The 16479-nt window shown below is 31.3% G+C and carries 15 protein-coding genes; 7 read left to right on the forward strand and 8 right to left on the reverse strand.

The window, feature by feature from the left end:
* The first annotated feature begins 106 nt into the window (after positions 1 to 106).
* Together ACKTSW_RS00955 and ACKTSW_RS00960 are read left to right on the forward strand one after the other, a co-directional pair.
* Positions 107 to 535 carry a hypothetical protein gene (locus ACKTSW_RS00955; RefSeq protein WP_408023402.1) on the forward strand — a complete coding sequence of 143 codons (429 nt, stop codon included), beginning with the start codon at positions 107 to 109 and terminating at the stop codon, positions 533 to 535.
* Positions 536 to 544: 9 nt separating this feature from the next.
* Positions 545 to 1642, forward strand: coding sequence for a radical SAM protein (locus tag ACKTSW_RS00960; RefSeq protein ID WP_408023403.1), 1098 nt, complete (start codon positions 545 to 547; stop codon positions 1640 to 1642).
* 30 nt (positions 1643 to 1672) lie between these two features.
* On the opposite strand, the gene ACKTSW_RS00965 is transcribed toward ACKTSW_RS00960, so the two are convergent.
* Positions 1673 to 2668 (reverse strand): PLP-dependent cysteine synthase family protein, encoded by a 996-nt coding sequence (locus tag ACKTSW_RS00965; protein ID WP_408023404.1) that lies wholly within the window; start codon positions 2666 to 2668, stop codon positions 1673 to 1675.
* A 114-nt stretch (positions 2669 to 2782) separates the two neighbouring features.
* Positions 2783 to 4879 (reverse strand): S9 family peptidase, encoded by a 2097-nt coding sequence (locus ACKTSW_RS00970; RefSeq protein ID WP_408023405.1) that lies wholly within the window; start codon positions 4877 to 4879, stop codon positions 2783 to 2785.
* Between the two features lie 138 nt (positions 4880 to 5017).
* On the opposite strand from ACKTSW_RS00970, the gene ACKTSW_RS00975 reads away from it, so the two are divergent.
* Genes ACKTSW_RS00975 through ACKTSW_RS00985 form a run of 3 tightly spaced genes read left to right on the forward strand, consistent with a single transcriptional unit; the run spans position 5018 to position 5983 of the window.
* The gene (locus ACKTSW_RS00975) at positions 5018 to 5341 is read left to right on the forward strand and encodes a YbaB/EbfC family nucleoid-associated protein (RefSeq protein WP_408023406.1); all 324 of its coding nucleotides are present in this window, start codon (positions 5018 to 5020) and stop codon (positions 5339 to 5341) included.
* A 6-nt stretch (positions 5342 to 5347) separates the two neighbouring features.
* Positions 5348 to 5641 carry a DUF2752 domain-containing protein gene (locus ACKTSW_RS00980; RefSeq protein WP_408023407.1) on the forward strand — a complete coding sequence of 98 codons (294 nt, stop codon included), beginning with the start codon at positions 5348 to 5350 and terminating at the stop codon, positions 5639 to 5641.
* Between the two features lie 15 nt (positions 5642 to 5656).
* Positions 5657 to 5983 carry a CCC motif membrane protein gene (locus tag ACKTSW_RS00985; protein ID WP_408023408.1) on the forward strand — a complete coding sequence of 109 codons (327 nt, stop codon included), beginning with the start codon at positions 5657 to 5659 and terminating at the stop codon, positions 5981 to 5983.
* A 49-nt stretch (positions 5984 to 6032) separates the two neighbouring features.
* On the opposite strand, the gene ACKTSW_RS00990 is transcribed toward ACKTSW_RS00985, so the two are convergent.
* Genes ACKTSW_RS00990 through ACKTSW_RS01015 form a run of 6 tightly spaced genes read right to left on the reverse strand, consistent with a single transcriptional unit; the run spans position 6033 to position 12155 of the window.
* On the reverse strand, positions 6033 to 7364 hold the full coding sequence (locus ACKTSW_RS00990) for a DUF58 domain-containing protein (RefSeq protein ID WP_408023417.1): 1332 nt from the start codon (positions 7362 to 7364) through the stop codon (positions 6033 to 6035).
* Positions 7365 to 7366: 2 nt separating this feature from the next.
* Positions 7367 to 8371, reverse strand: coding sequence for an AAA family ATPase (locus ACKTSW_RS00995; RefSeq protein WP_408023409.1), 1005 nt, complete (start codon positions 8369 to 8371; stop codon positions 7367 to 7369).
* Position 8372: 1 nt separating this feature from the next.
* Complete coding sequence (locus tag ACKTSW_RS01000; protein WP_408023410.1) at positions 8373 to 9605, reverse strand: DUF4350 domain-containing protein; 1233 nt, start codon at positions 9603 to 9605, stop codon at positions 8373 to 8375.
* Position 9606: 1 nt separating this feature from the next.
* Positions 9607 to 10341, reverse strand: a complete 735-nt coding sequence (locus ACKTSW_RS01005; RefSeq protein WP_408023411.1) for a DUF4129 domain-containing protein — start codon at positions 10339 to 10341, stop codon at positions 9607 to 9609.
* Between the two features lie 4 nt (positions 10342 to 10345).
* Positions 10346 to 11197 carry a hypothetical protein gene (locus ACKTSW_RS01010; protein ID WP_408023412.1) on the reverse strand — a complete coding sequence of 284 codons (852 nt, stop codon included), beginning with the start codon at positions 11195 to 11197 and terminating at the stop codon, positions 10346 to 10348.
* Complete coding sequence (locus ACKTSW_RS01015; RefSeq protein ID WP_408023413.1) at positions 11190 to 12155, reverse strand: stage II sporulation protein M; 966 nt, start codon at positions 12153 to 12155, stop codon at positions 11190 to 11192. Before ACKTSW_RS01015 ends, ACKTSW_RS01010 begins: the two co-directional genes overlap by 8 nt.
* A gap of 118 nt (positions 12156 to 12273) precedes the next feature.
* On the opposite strand from ACKTSW_RS01015, the gene ACKTSW_RS01020 reads away from it, so the two are divergent.
* Together ACKTSW_RS01020 and ACKTSW_RS01025 are read left to right on the forward strand one after the other, a co-directional pair.
* A complete protein-coding gene (locus ACKTSW_RS01020) occupies positions 12274 to 12990 on the forward strand; it encodes an RDD family protein (RefSeq protein WP_408023414.1) in 717 nt (238 codons plus the stop codon).
* Positions 12991 to 13172: 182 nt separating this feature from the next.
* Positions 13173 to 16479 (forward strand): hypothetical protein (locus tag ACKTSW_RS01025; protein ID WP_408023415.1); only part of this gene is annotated, 3307 nt, incomplete at its 3' end.

Raw genomic sequence — 16479 nt, forward strand, 5'->3', positions numbered from 1 at the left:
CTATCGTAGAGTATAAGTCGTAAAAAACAAGTTATCTCTGTAATAGCAAGTTTTCTGCTTACAAAAAATATTTATACACTAAATTAGTGTACTAAAATCATCTAACATGAACGAAGAAATTCAAAAACTAATTCTTGCTTCAGGAAAGAAAGATCCTCTTCAAGTTATTTCTGAAACAGAAAAAAATGTATTAAAAAAAGCAATGAATGAGGTTCTTGCCCAAAAATTAGGAATGGAACCTGCCAACGGGGAAGCTACGAATACCATAAGACTGGAAGAGGGTGACACCCTACCTCCTGAACTAATTGGAACCCCTTCTATTTTGCTAAACAGCAATGGAACTGTGGCTCATGGTTGGGATAAAAGTTGGGTTAACTTACTTGTTTGGAAAAAATCATGGGAAAGGGATTCTAATCATCTTGTCAATCCGTTTGATGAAGATGTTTTTAACGATCCAGAAGTTAGACACAGATTAGAAACAATTTTAGACCAAGATGAATTAAATTTCGCAAGAGAATTAGGTATTAATCTTTAATTATTTTTAATGTTAGGATTGATTATTAAATCAACTAGGAAATGTAATTTACGTTGTTCTTATTGCCATGATTGGAGATCGAGAAGCGATAAAATGTCGTTTCGAACTCTTGCCACTTTAATTTCTAAGGCGTTTGAATCCAGACATAAAAATATTTCTTTTATGTGGCATGGTGGAGAACCACTTTTAATGCCCGTAGAATATTATCAAAAAGCACTATTACTTCAGGAAAAATCAAAAAAAGAAGGGCAATCGTATTCGAACTCTATACAAACCAATGGAACGTTAATTAATCAAGATTGGTGTGATTTTTTTAAGAAGTATCAGTTTACTATAGGAATAAGTTTAGATGGCGTAGAAGAAAGTCATAATTTAAATAGAAAATACAGTAATAACAAAGGAAGTTATACTGACGTTGTAAATTCGATTAGATTACTTCAAAAAAATGATATCCCTTTTGGTGTTTTAATTGTATTAAACGAGCATATCTTAAAATCGGGAGCTCTTAAAATTTTTAATTTTTTAGTAGACGAATTAGGAGTAAAAGCATTCTCTTTTATTCCCGTAAAACCTGCCAACAATAAAAATTCGGGAGAAGTGTATTCTGAAGAGTACTGTAAATCTAATGATTCAACAGAATTTATGAAAAAGATTTTTGATTTATGGCTCGAAAGGGATGACTCTTCAATTCAAATCAGAGAAATTGATAGTTTATTAAAAGTAATCTTAGGTGGAACTGCTACAGCATGTACACTTGCTGGTCACTGCTTAGGAAGTTACTTTCATATAGAACCCGATGGAACTGTTTTTCATTGTGACAAGTATTTAGGAGATTCTGACTACCAGTTAGGTAACATTACAACCAATAGTTTCTATGAAATTCAACAGTCGAGTAAATTAAAATCTTTAATCTCTGAAGAAGAAACGAACTTAAAACTATTAGATGAATGTCCGAAGATAGCTATTTGTAACGGAGGTTGCCCTCACGATAGATACATAGCGAAAAAAATAGTTAACAAAAGTCAAAAATGTTGCGGACAACTGTCTTTGATTGCTCATATGGAGGAAAAAGTAATTTCAGAAATTACCTCAGCAATGCCTCAGTAGCAGGATTGTATTGTATCTACCATATCCATCCTACAAAAAGCCTTGCTCTTTCATCCAATTATTAGAATAAATCTTATTCATATAACGAGAACCATGATCTGGTAGAATTACGACTACTACACTATTTTCATCAAAAAATCCGTTATCTGCATATTGTTGTGTAGCCTGTAATGCTGCTCCTGAAGTGTAGCCTGCGAAAATACCTTCTGTTTTCACCAATTCTCTTGCTTTTAAGGCAGCTTCTTTGTCGGATACTTTCTCGTACACATCTACCACGTCGAAATCGGTAGAGGTTGGAATTAAATTTTTACCTAAACCTTCTATTTTATATGGACTTATTTCATTGGCATCAAACTCACCAGTTTCGTGATACTTCTTAATTACAGATCCCATCGCATCGACTCCTAAAATTTTAATATCAGGATTTTGTTCTTTTAAGTATCTTGCAGTTCCAGAAATCGTTCCTCCTGTTCCGCTTGCTGCAACTACATGTGTTACTTTTCCATCAGTTTGTTCCCAAATTTCTGGTCCCGTACTCTTGTAATGCGCTTCAATATTTAGCTCATTAAAATACTGATTGATATAAATAGAACCTGGATTTTCTCTATGTAATCTTTTAGCTACTTCGTAATACGAACGAGGGTCATCTGGTGTAACATTTGCAGGACATACGTGTACCTCTGCTCCCATCGATTTTAGCATGTCTATTTTGTCTTGCGAAGACTTATCACTCACTGCTAAAATACAACGGTATCCTTTTACAATACTTATCATTGCTAATGAAAAACCTGTATTACCAGAAGTAGTTTCAACAATAATATCTCCTTCTTTTACAATTCCTTTTTCTTCTGCTGTTTCTATGATATGTAATGCAATTCGATCTTTAGCAGAATGCCCCGGATTAAAAGCTTCAACTTTTGCATAGTAGGTACCCGGTAAGTTTTGGGTAATTCGATGGAGTTGAATCATGGGGGTTTGACCTACTAAATCTATTATTGAATTGGTGATACCTTGATGTCTTTTCATTATAGTTTGTAAATAAGAAAAAGTGTCATTACGAAATACGAACACGAAAAATCTGTTGAGATTGTTCGTTGCTTTCGCAATGACACTTACACTCAATCGAGCACAAAAATATAATTATTTTTTTAACTTATCCTCTAACATTAAAAAGAACGTATATTCTTCAGCAGTTTCTTTTAAAGCATCAAACCTTCCAGAGGCTCCTCCATGGCCTGCTTCCATATTTGTATGTAAGAACAACATATTGTTATCAGTCTTTAATTCACGAAGTTTCGCAATCCATTTTGCTGGTTCCCAATACTGAACTTGACTATCGTGTAAACCAGTAATAACTAACATATTGGGGTATGCTTTTGCTGCTACTTGATCGTATGGAGAATACGATTTAATATAATCATAGTATTCCTTATCGTTAGGGTTACCCCATTCGTCATATTCACCTGTGGTTAATGGAATACTATCATCTAACATCGTAGAAATTACATCTACAAATGGTACTGCTGCAATTATTCCGTTATATAATTCAGGGTTTATGTTTACAATAGCTCCCATTAATAACCCTCCAGCAGAACCTCCCATTGCATATAAATGCTCAGGTGATGTATACCCGTTATCAATTAAATATTTAGAACAATCAATAAAATCGGTAAACGTATTTTTCTTATACAACATTTTACCCTCTTCGTACCACTCACGTCCTAAGTATTGACTTCCTCTAATATGTGCTAGCGCATATACAAATCCGCGATCTAACAAGCTTAAACGTGTTGTTGAAAACCCGTCGTTTATTGTATACCCGTAAGAACCATATGCATATTGTAATATTGGTGTGTTTTTATCAAGCTTCGTATCTTTATGGTATACAATTGATAACGCTACTTTTTTACCATCTCGTGCAGGTACCCAAATACGCTTACTTACGTAATTATTTTTATCAAACTTTCCTCCTAGAACTTCTTGTTCTTTTTTGATTTCTTTTGATCTATCTTTCATATTGAAATCAATAACTGAACTTGGAGTTGTCATTGAATTATATGAATAACGGATTACCTCTGTATCAAATTCTGGATTTCCATATACTCCTGCTGAATAGGTTTCTTCTTCAAAAGGCAAATAGTAATCTTCAGTTCCATCCCATCGTTTAATACGGATTTTATTTAATCCTTCATTTCTTTCTTCTAAAACTAAATAGTCTTTAAAAATTGAAAAATCTTCAAATAAGGTATCTTCTCTATGTGGAATAACATCTACCCAGTTTTCTTTTCCTGGTTTACTTTCTGGAGTTTTCATCAACTTAAAGTTGGTTGCTCCGTCCTTATTTGTTTTAATGTAAAAATGATCTCCGTAGTGTGCTACTTCATATTCTAAATCGCGCTCACGTGGTTGAATAATACGTAACTCTCCATCAGGATTATCTGCTTCTAACACATGATATTCTGTAGAAACGGTGCTATACGAACCAATTATAATATATTTTTTAGATTTTGATTTAGTAACAAATGCTCCAAACGTATCATCTTTTTCTTCATATACTAATTCATCTAAAGATGCGTCAGAACCTAAAGTATGTTTGTAAATTTTTGAAGAACGTAAGGTTACAGGGTCTTTTTTAGCATAAAACAATGTTTTATTATCATTTGCCCAAACCGATCCTCCTGTAGTATTTTCGATAATATCTTTATAAATCTTACCAGTTTCTAAATTTTTAATTCTAATGAAATACTGGCGACGACTTACTGTATCTGTTGCAAAAGCAACTAATTTATTATCTGTTGATACCGCTAATCCTCCTAACTGAAAATAATCATATCCTTTAGCTTCTTTATTTACATTGAACATGATTTGTTCTTTAGCCTCTAAAGTTTCTTTTTTGCGGCTATAAATTGGATATTGTTGTCCTTTTTCATAACGAGTAATGTAAAAATATCCATTCTTTTTGTACGGTACAGATTCATCATCCTCTTTTATACGCCCCTTCATTTCTTGAAACAACTCCTCTTGAAACTGTTTTGTTTCTTTGGTCATTTCATCGTAATAGGTATTTTCAGCATTTAGGTAATCGTACACTTTTTGAGTTTGTTCATCTTTTACTTTTGCATTTTTTTGAGCATCACTTAAACGCATCCAAAAGTAATCATCAATACGAACATCTCCATGTTTCTCTAACTTAATCGGTTGCTTTTCAGCAACTGGAGCTTTGCTATCTTTATTCATTTCTTGTTTTTTGCAAGAAGCAAAAATAAGACTAAAAACCAAAGCTGGTAGCATTATTTTTTCATTTTTGAAGTTGGCTTATATTTCCTGTGAAAGTACTATTTTTGTTATCAAGTAAATCATAAAAACTGTACAATAATGTTCGGAGATATTTCTGGAATGATGGGTAAACTACAAGAAGCCCAACAAAAAGTAGAAGAAACTAAAAAAAGGTTAGATACTGTTTTAATTGATGAAGCTGTTGCTGGTGATAATGTGAAAGTTACGGTGACTGCTAATCGTGAAGTAAAAGCAATTACAGTAGATGAATCTTTGTTAGAAGACAAAGAAGAGTTAGAAGACTATTTAATTTTAGCTTTAAACAAAGCATTAAAACGTGCTGGTGAAATAAATGAGCAAGAGTTGGCTGTTGCCGCTAAAAGCGGAATGCCAAACATTCCTGGAATGGATATGTTCAAATAACAAGTTATGCTTTTACAATTAGAAGATTATATGCTACCCTGCTTAAACAAACAACTCTTTGGAATTGATTGTTTAGGTTGCGGTATTCAACGTGCTTTAAGTTTAATTTTTCAAGGAGAGTTTATAGCTGCTTTTAAAATGTATCCTGCGATATATACGTTACTACTTTTAGCTTTTGTTGTTGGTATTAACTTCTTCTATAAAGTAAAATACGCACAAAAAATAATCAGTATATTAGCTGTTATTAACATAATTATTATTGTAACTAGTTATGTTATAAAAATGAATCAATTAATTTAAATTTTAGTAAAAACTATGGAAAAACAAAAACTACCAAATTCTACAGGCGTTTTAGTATTAGGAATCATTTCAATTTTAGGATGTTGTTGTTATGGTTTTATTGGATTAATTCTTGGTATTGTTGCTTTAGTTTTAGCAAAAAAAGCTACAGCTTTACACAATGAAAATCCAGATGAATATGAAGGAATTAACAATGTTAAAACTGGTAAAATTTTGGCTATTATAGGTATTATTTTAAGTTCATTATATATAATTACTATGATAGGAATGATTTTATTCTTTGGTTGGGAAGCAATACAAAACCCTGAGTTATTAAGAGAACAGTTAGAAAACATGCAATAATTGCATAACTAGTATATAACATAAAAAAGTGACCAAATGGTCGCTTTTTTTATATCATTCCTTTTGCTTTAAACTCTAAGTATTTATTTATAACATTTACTGATAAATGTTGTGGCTTAGTTAAAATAGCATGTACTGCGTTTTTTTCTAGCTCTTTTATCATCAAACGTTTTTCGTACGCATATTTTTCTGCAATAGTTTTATGATATACACTTTGCAAGTCTTCTGAATTTTCAATTATTAAGGTATCTAATTCCGTATTTTCAAAGAAAACAGTTACCAATAAATGCTTTTTAGTAATTGCTTTTAAATATGGCAATTGTCGTTTTAAAGCCGAAATATGTTCAAAATTTGTGTATAAAATCAATAAGCTTCGTTGATTTATTTTTCTCTTAATGTTTGCATATAGTAATGCAAAATTAGCATCTGAAAAATTGGTAGTAATGTTGTATAATTCTTCATTAATAACCGATAAATTCGTTTTCTTATTACTTGCTGCGACTATTTTTTCTACTTTTTTAGAAAATGTAAGCATACCTGCTTTGTCATTTTTTAATAAGGCTATGTTTGAAAAAGCTAAGGTTGAGTTAATTGCATAGTCTAATAACTTTAATCCCTCAAAAGGCATTTTCATCACACGCCCTAAATCAATAATTGAATAGATAGGTTGTGATTTTTCATCTTGGTATTGATTCACCATCAACTCTGCTCTTTTAGCTGTAGCTTTCCAGTTTATGGTGCGTACATCATCACCAGGAATGTAATTTTTAATCTGCTCAAACTCCATTGTGTGTCCAATACGTCGAATTTTCTTCATGCCAAATTCTGTTAAGTTATTGTGCATTGCCATAAATTCATACTTTTTCATCTGTATGTACGACGGATATACTTTTACACTTTGCTCTGCTGAAAATGTATATCGTTTAGAAAATAGTTGTAAAAAAGAAGACACAAATACGTTTACTTTTCCAAAAGTATACTCCCCCCTTTCAACAGGTCTAACAGTATAGGTATGTGTTGTTTTTTCTCCTGATTGCAATGAAGAGGTGTATTGAAAATCTCTTTTTTGAAACTGTTTAGGCAACTCATCTATCAAGGAAATAAAGATTTGAAACGGATACTTATTTTCAAGCGTAATTGCTACTTCATTATCATCTGAATTTGATAATTTTTCTGATACAATTCTTCTAGCTAAAAATCCATTTTTAAATCGGTATAAGATAAGTACATCAATACACATCGCTATCACAAATAGCCATACTAACATCCATGTTACTGCATAAAGTGCAGGAATCCAAAACGACAGTAAAAATAATGCCGAAATTGCGCTTATGTAAATAAAAAAGCGATTGTGTACGTATAATGATTTAAAGAATTGAATCACTATCTTGGAACTTCAACAGATTGTACAATCATTTCAATTACCTTATCGGCTGTCATTCCTTCCATTTCACGTTCAGGAGTTAACATAATTCTATGGCGTAATACTGGGTAAATACTCTTCTTTACATCTTCAGGAATTACAAAATCACGTCCGTTAATCGCTGCAAAAGCTTTAGAAGCCATTAATACTGCAATACTTGCTCTTGGTGATCCTCCTAAATACAAATGTGCGTTGTTACGTGTATTAGAAATAAGTTGTGCTATGTATTTGATAATCTTTTCTTCTACCAATACTTCAAAAACTTTGTTTCTATACTCTAACAATTCTGATTCGGTTAATACTGCTTCTACCTGTGATTGCGGTGAGGCTCCTTTACGCTCGTTATGAGCAGTGATGATTTGTATTTCTTCGTCTAAATTTGGATACCCAACATTTATTTTGAATAAAAAACGGTCTAACTGTGCTTCTGGTAAGGCGTAAGTTCCCTCCTGCTCTATTGGGTTTTGCGTTGCTAATACCATAAATGGCGGATTCATCGTGTATTGAGTTCCATCCATTGTAATTTGTTTTTCTTCCATCACTTCAAACAAGGCTGCTTGTGTTTTAGCAGGTGCTCTGTTAATTTCATCAATCAACACAATATTTGAAAAAATGGGGCCTTTTTTAAATTCAAAGTCTGATGTTTTCATATTTAATACCGAAGTTCCTAATACATCCGATGGCATTAAATCTGGCGTAAATTGAATTCGACTAAAATCGGTTGCAATAGTTTTTGCCAATAATTTTGCTGTTACCGTTTTAGCAACTCCTGGTACCCCTTCAATCAACACATGACCATCTGCTAACAGAGAAACTAATAGTAATTCCATAAACTCTTCTTGACCAACTATTACTTTTCCTAACTGCTCTTTTATTTTAATAACAGCTTTCTTTAATTTTGACAAGTCTACTCTGCTTGAAAATAACTCATTCGTATTTTCTATTGGATTGTTTTCTGTATGCATCCTATTCTTTTTTATATGCTTTAAAATCTTCAATAACCTTATTTAAGGCTACTAAATCTTCTTCGGTTATACTTGATTTTGATTGTATTTGCTGTATCTTTTTAAATAAAGCAACTACTTTTTCTTCTGAATTACCACTTCTATTAGCAAGGTTTTTATAAAAACGTTCATCTATTTTTAAAGTTGATAATCGGTATTTGATTCTGATATACTCTAAAAAATAGTTGATTTTATGTTCAGCTATATTTTTATGTTCTGATTTCTCATAATACATATTGGCTATGGTACGTGTAAAAGCCAGTGTTTGATTTTTTAACGGTGTAATAACAGGAATTAACCGTTGATTACGTTTTCCTTTAAAAATAATAAAGAACAATACACCTATCAACCCTATATAATATGCCCACTTTAACGATTGGGTTGATAAAATATAATGCATAGGAGAAGTAATTTTGCTTTTTCCTGTCTTATAATAAGTATCCCATAAAATACTACTACTGTTAGAACCAGTCCCTACTTCATTTTCATGCTGGTTATTTAGATATGATAGTACATTAGCTACGTACTCATAATTATTATCTAATAGCATGTTATAATTCGTAAATGCCTGCGGGAAAGTATGCAAATAAAAATTACCTTCTCCATGTTTTACTTTGATAAAGTTCGGCTTTTTACTGATGATGGAATCGTTTTCATTTCGTATTACCAACTCACCTAAAATTGTTGTATTAAGCGTATCAACTTCAGAAAAATACAGTTTTGAAAAATCTCTGTCAAAATGATATTCTTTACCCCCAAAAATAGGATTACTCATTTTTTGATAGGCTTTTTCTTCAAAAGCTGATGTCGACAAACTTCTCGTTTCAATTTTTAACGTATCTATATGTACACCATTCGTAGCGATGAAAACATCGTTTCCTCTATCTGCAAATTCTAAAAGCTCATTCAATTCATCTTTGTCAAAATTCACTTTATTATCAAGAAAAAAATAGGTTCCGTTAGTTTTATCGTCTTTTAAGTATACATACGGATTTTGATACACATCTTTTACTTCACTTTTTGGAAATAAACTCGGCATTTCTTCATGCAGCACATAAGTTCCGTAAGGAATTTTATGTTTCGCAGCATAACTTGGATACCAATTGATTTCTTTAGGCGTTACAGACTCAACATAAAAAACACCAAGTACTATAAGTACCAATAAACCAATATATATTTTAAGTTTCTTATCCAAATTAATATATTTTAGCCAAGGTGTTTTTAAAGTTATTTTCTGCTTGTAAAAACTTTTCTTTGTCGATTGAAAACTCACCATACCATACATAATCGTAGAGATAAGTCAGCTTTTTAAAATCGTTGTATAATTGCTTTTTAGACGATAACTCTTTTATATAATCTTCATTTGTTTTTTCTTGTTGCCAAGAAATAAACTCTTTATCTGACAGATTTTTCAACAACAACAAGTAATAATAACGTACTGCTAATTGATAATTTCTTACTGAAATTGCTTCTTGAATTAACTTTGGTAAGTCTTTATCTTTTATCAACTCTTCTTCTTCCGATAAGTGTACAATAGGTTTAGCCTTCTTACCATCAATAATATTACGTGCATTCACTTTTAAAAAGAATTTAATAATAAAATACAATACTAGCCCTGCAATTACATATGGTAACACTTTTAAAACAACACGTAAAAACCCTACTGCTGGGGTAATATCATCAAAAATATAAGAGAGTATTTTTATGACGATTCGTTTTAACCAGTCCCATATTTTTTCTAAAATAGTAGGTTCTCTTTTTTCTACGATGTATATAAATTCATCTTTTTGTTTGTACGTTGTTATTTTTTGAGCATCAAACTTTTTTTGTTTAATAACAGTATCATCATACTGCACCTCTTTTTTTTCTTCCTGAGAAAAAAGAGTAACTGAATAAATAAAAAACGCTATGTAAAAAAGAAACTGTTTCAAAAGATTACTGTCCTAAACTATCTATTTTTTCAATGGTTCCTGTTTGGTTTTTTTGCTCGTTAATATCGAAATATAAAAACACATTAGTAATAAGTGTAATGGAGTAGAACAAAAAGTTTCCTACCAAAGAAAGCACATATAACAACAAATAAATAGGGTCGCTATAAATATTCATCATCATTGTAGGGTCATCGTTCCCCATACTAATTCCCATTTTGGCAAATTGGTAAATTACTGCTGGAATTTGAAATACAGAGCCTAAAACTCCTACTAACAAACCAACCACTATAATTACTCCGAAAGTTTCCCAAAAATGCCCTGAAATAAAGTTAAAACATCTTCCTATAGCTGAAGCTCCTCCTTCGTTTTCAAAGACTAAAATAGAAGCCCCTAGTGAAACAGCTGTCATAGTATAAAACACAGGAAAAAAACATAGTAACACACTTGCTATTAAAATTAAGTAAGCTAATATTCCAAAGCCTACAAAAGACCAAAACTTATTCTTGGTATTCTCTTTGATCTCTTCTTGATTGACTATTCCTTTATTATCAATATAAGACTTAATGTAATACATTCCTGCCAAATTAATAAAGACAAAGGCTACTAAATAAGCTATCATCATAATAAACATTGACCCCATCATTCTAACAACTGCACTTGTTTCTTGGCTAATTAATGAAGACATTGACATCATATAATAAATCATAGAGGCTACAGCTACAACAATAGGTATTGCTGCTACTTTTAAAATGGTTAAAAAGAACTGTTTTCCTTCTAATCTTATAAATTTAAAAGCATCTGAAATAATACTTCCTAAATCTCTTTCTCTTTTAAATTCTATATATTCTTTATTCATGGATTTGTTGATTTTTATAAACTTTAATTGGATATATGACGTAATAAAATATAATTAGTGTTAATGAAATAGCAATAATTAAAATTGCTAACCAATCAGGCATTTCTGTATGGCGGGTTACAAAGCCTTCTAAAAATCCTGCAACTATAAAAAAAGGAATGGTGCTTACCATTATTTTTAATCCATCTTTCATGCTTCTTTTAAACGATTCTAATCGTGAGTAGGTTTTAGGAAATAATAATCCGTTACCTAATACCAAACCTGCACAGCCTGCAATAACAATTACTGATATTTCTATGGTTCCATGAATCCAAATAGTTCTTGACGATTCCCAAAACAACCCTTTATCATAAAAGAAATACAGAAACGAACCTAACATTATTCCGTTTTGCATCATAATGTATAAAGTACCTACCGAAAATAGTATACCTAAAACGAAGGCATACATGGCTACTTTTATATTATTTACAGTAATTCCGATAAACATATCTACTTCATTTGCTTTTTTATAAACAGCCATTGGGTCATCATTTTCAATGTTCTCTAAAGTCATGTTTACATAACCGTCTCCTAAAATAAGGCGGACAAAATCAATATCTGTTGCGGCTGAAAAAGCACCACAAATAGAAAAAAAAGCAAATACTAAAAACGCTATAAGTAGCTGTTTTTGGTAGCTATAAAACATCAAAGGAAATTCCGTTTTAAAAAAACTAACAAACCTATTTTTACTTTCTTTTTTAGTTTTATAAATTTTTTGATGTGCTGCCGATGCTATCGAGTTTAAGTATATCACCGTATTTCCGTTAGGATAAAACGTTTTGGCGTAACTCAAATCATCAGTTAACTCCACATATAAATCAGATAGTTTATCTGGTGAAATAACTTTTTTATTATACAGTGCATCTTCAAAAAGCTGCCACTTTTCTTTATTTTTATTTACAAAAGCAGCTTCCCTCATGTATTTAAAAAATTAAAGCATGTTTGTTGAGAAGTTTCTTTAATCATAGAATATTTTTATCTTCGCTAAACTAAAAAAAGTTAAAGAAATAACCATAAAAAAATTGAAAAACTAGTTAATGGATAATTTTCAAATAGAAACAGCCCAAAACATTGCTATTAGTCAAAATGTAGCTCATGTTACCACTCGTATCGGTTCCTATTTAATTGATGCTTTATTTATTATTGGGTACTACATTATCATTGCTATTATAATAGGTATGTTAGATATTCCCATGAGTATGGAATATATGAGCCTCTTTGTTTTATTAGGGCTTCCTGTATTCTTCTACAGCTTACTTTTTGAGATTTTAATGAATGGGCAAACTCCTGGCAAATACTTCAACCAAATAAGGGTGGTTAAATTAGATGGTTCTAAACCTACTTTTGGCAGCTATTTAATTAGGTGGCTGTTACGTTTTGTAGATTTTACCTTGGCTAGTGGCTCTGTAGCAGTTCTTACCATTTTATTGAACGGAAAAGGGCAACGTTTAGGAGATATTGCTGCAGGAACTACTGTTATATCTGAAAAGAAAAGAATTACTTTAAAAGATACCATTGTTAGTGATGTAGTTGACAACTATACTCCTACCTATTCACAAGTTACTTTGTTAACTGATAACGACATTCATACCATCACAAGTGTATATAGAGATGCTATAAAGAAAAGAAATCATAAAGTAATTTTAAAACTACATACAAAAGTTATTGAGTTAACAAAAATTACCACCGAGCAAAAACCTGCTCTATTTATAGATACTGTAATTAAAGATTATCATTACTACGCTAGGCAGTAAACAAAAAACATTTTTTGAACTCTTTTCGTTGTTTAAATTACCCCCTTTAAACAGTTATATCTAATATGTCTAATTTAGGTTTTTTTAGTTTTTTAAACTATTTATTTTTCAGGTTACTAAAAAAGTATACTTTTGTTATCGAAAATTAAAAACAAATTGCTAACTCAATTATCACTCACTTTATGAAAAAAAATATGTTAAGCATCGTTATGGTGCTATTTTGTGTATGGGGCTATGCGCAAGAATTACCTACAGTTATACCGCCTTCGCCTGAAGCTTCATCGTTAGCTAAATTCACAGAAGTTCCTATTAGTCATTATACAGGGCTTCCTAATATAAACTTTCCTATAGCCTCTTTTGAAGTAGATAGTAAGGTATTTCCTGTAACAATAAATTACCATGCTAGAGGTGTTAGAGTAGAAGAATTAGCTTCGAGGGCAGGTATTGGCTGGGCATTAAGTGCTGGTGGCCAAGTAAGTAGACAGGTTAGACACTTACCAGATGATGGTGGTCTTAATCAGATAGGAATGCTTTCATCTGGTAATATGCTATCTTCTTCATTGTCTAATGGTACCTTTTTTAATAATGAAGAAACCAGAAGAAACTACGAGGTTACTTTAGATAAAGTGATTCAACATGACAGAGAGCCTGATAAATTTATGTTGCAAGCAGGAGGTTTCTCTAATAACTTTATTATAGATTATAAAACTAAAAAGGTTTTAAATCAAAAGTTTGATGATATAGATACTGAGGTAATATATGGAGATACTAATACTCCACCATATGTTAGTAACAAGATATTAGGTTTCGTAGCTAAAGATAAAGAAGGCTTTACCTATTATTTCGGAGTTTCTAAAGATGGACAAAGAAATGCGAGAAATTATGATGATACAAGCAATACATACATCATTAATGAAATTGAAGGCTATAGTAGACAATCTTCTCCCTCCTCTCCAAACTTTAACACCTGGCATTTAATGGATGTAGAAGGTCCAAATGGTGATGTTGTTAGTTTTCATTATACAAAAGAGAGCACTAATTACATAAGAAGGTCTTATGATAATAATTTACAGAGTACTAGAATAAGTTATGCATCAAAAGTATGGAGTTATCAATTTCAGTTAGACTCAATCACTCATAAGAAAGGTAAAATTAAGTTTATAAAATCTGATATTAGAAGAGAAGATTTAAATTTAGGTTATGCTTTAAAACAAATAATCGTAGAAGATGAAAAAGAAAGTTTTATAAAAGGTTTTAATTTTTACCAAAGTTTTGAGAATACAGAAGCGAATACTAGACAATATACTAACTACACATTAAAAAATTTGGACGCAAGTGCTTCAAAAAGAATGTTTTTAGACTCAATAATAGAAATTGGGAAAAATAATAATTTAAAGCCTGCTACATCTTTCAAATATTATAGTAAAACACTTCCAAACAGATTTTCAAATGCACAAGACTATTGGGGGTATTATAATAGAGCTCAAAACGGGGAATATTTATCATTATTAAACTATTATTATTACATAAACCCACAGGGTGTCTTGGAAAAATATCCATATACAAATACTACAGTAGATAGAACGGTAGATACTATAGCTTCTATGGCTGGAATATTAACCAAAATTAAATATCCTACAGGAGGTAGTGCTAAGTTTACCTATGAACATAATAAAGGAATAAAAGGGACTGAAATGGATATTGTAGATTTACCTGATATTAATCCTAAAACTCCTACTCTATCAAAAGGAATTTCCTTTCTTGAACAGAATTTATATAACGGAGATAAGTATGTTAGTGAACCTTTTTTAGTCAAAGAAGTCGATGGAAAAGTTAAGTTTAATGTTAGTCTACCAACTAGTTATTACGGAACAGGAGATGAAACTGATCAAAATTGGGCATGTGGGAATCCTATTCAAAATGATTGTAGATTCAATATAACATTAGAGGGTTTGAACGGAGCTCCTAGCTATAATTATATTTATGCAGGTACAACAGAGTTTCAAGTAGAGCCAGGAGAATATAGGATTATTTTTGACCCATTAGATTCGTCTTGGTCTCCATTACCTCCTCCAGAAGGAGAAATACCTACAAATATATTTGTTGTAAGTATGTCTTGGGTTGAGTTATTAGACGATAATAATTTACTATATGCAGCTGGAAAAAGGATAAAAAAAATTGAATATTATGATAATAATCAAAATTTAACATTCTTTAAAGAGTATGAGTATAAGTTTTCAAATGGAACAGATTCTGGTTCGATTTTATCATTATCTGCTTTTAATTCAATTAGACAGTTAAATACTTATACATCTAATGATCATCAAATACAAGCAATAACTATATTAGAACCTCATGGCTCAATTCCTGGCAGCCCTTTAAGTACATATCAAGGTAATAGTATTGGTTATGGTTCTGTTATTGAATATTTTGGTGGTAAAAATAATAACTCGGGTAAGATAGAATATTTTTTTACTAACTTTAAAGATAGTGGTATTGATCTCACCTATGAAGATTACGAAACTTCAGAATCTTACATGTCATTTCCATACCATTTACCTGTTGATTTTGAATGGTTAAGAGGGCTTTCCACAGGGACAATATATTATAAAAACATTGAAGGAGTTTATACCAAAGTTAGATCTATTTCTAATATATATAAATACGGAAGTCAAAATCTCTCACAAGGTTATCCTACAATATTTGCTCCTCGAACAAAACGTCTTGATATAAATGAAGACATGCAAGATACTGACAAAATGTATTATACAGATAATTATTTGTATCGATTACCCCTTATACACCTTTATATATCCCAAGATGAGACACCGCAAGGTTGGGATAATGAACACACAGAATATAAAACTTTTCATTTAACAGGTGGTGTAGTAGATTTAGTTAGTAAAACTGAAACTAATTATTTTGACTCAGGAAATTTGGCAACTACTACCAATTACTTTTATAACTACGCTAAACATTATCAGCTAGCCTCTACAGAGGTTACTAACAGTAAAGGACAAGTTTTAAAAACTAAAAACTATTATGCTCCTGATGTAACTACTGCGAGCTCTTTAGGCCATGACAATTTAACGACTACTGAAAAAGCAGCTATAGACCAATTAAAACTACAAAATAGAATTGCTACTCCTGTTCAAGTAGAAACTTTTAAGGATAATGTTTTGCATTCAACTCAACGTATAAATTACAACAATTTCAATAACTTGTACTTACCCGAGATAATTCAAACAGCAAAAGGCTCACAAAATTTAGAAGACCGCATTATATACCATAGTTATAATGATAAAGGAAACCCTACAGAAGTAAGTAAAAAAGACGGAACGAAAATCTATTACGTATGGGGCTATCAACAAACTCAACCTATAGCTAAAATTGAAGGTTATACCGATACTGAATTAACAAACATTCAAGGATTGATTAATGCTGCCATATCTGCTTCAAATAGCGATACAGACGCAGCTTCAGAAAACA

Origin of the sequence: Tenacibaculum sediminilitoris (assembly GCF_964513795.1) — a bacterium.
Taxonomy (GTDB): domain Bacteria; phylum Bacteroidota; class Bacteroidia; order Flavobacteriales; family Flavobacteriaceae; genus Polaribacter; species Polaribacter sediminilitoris.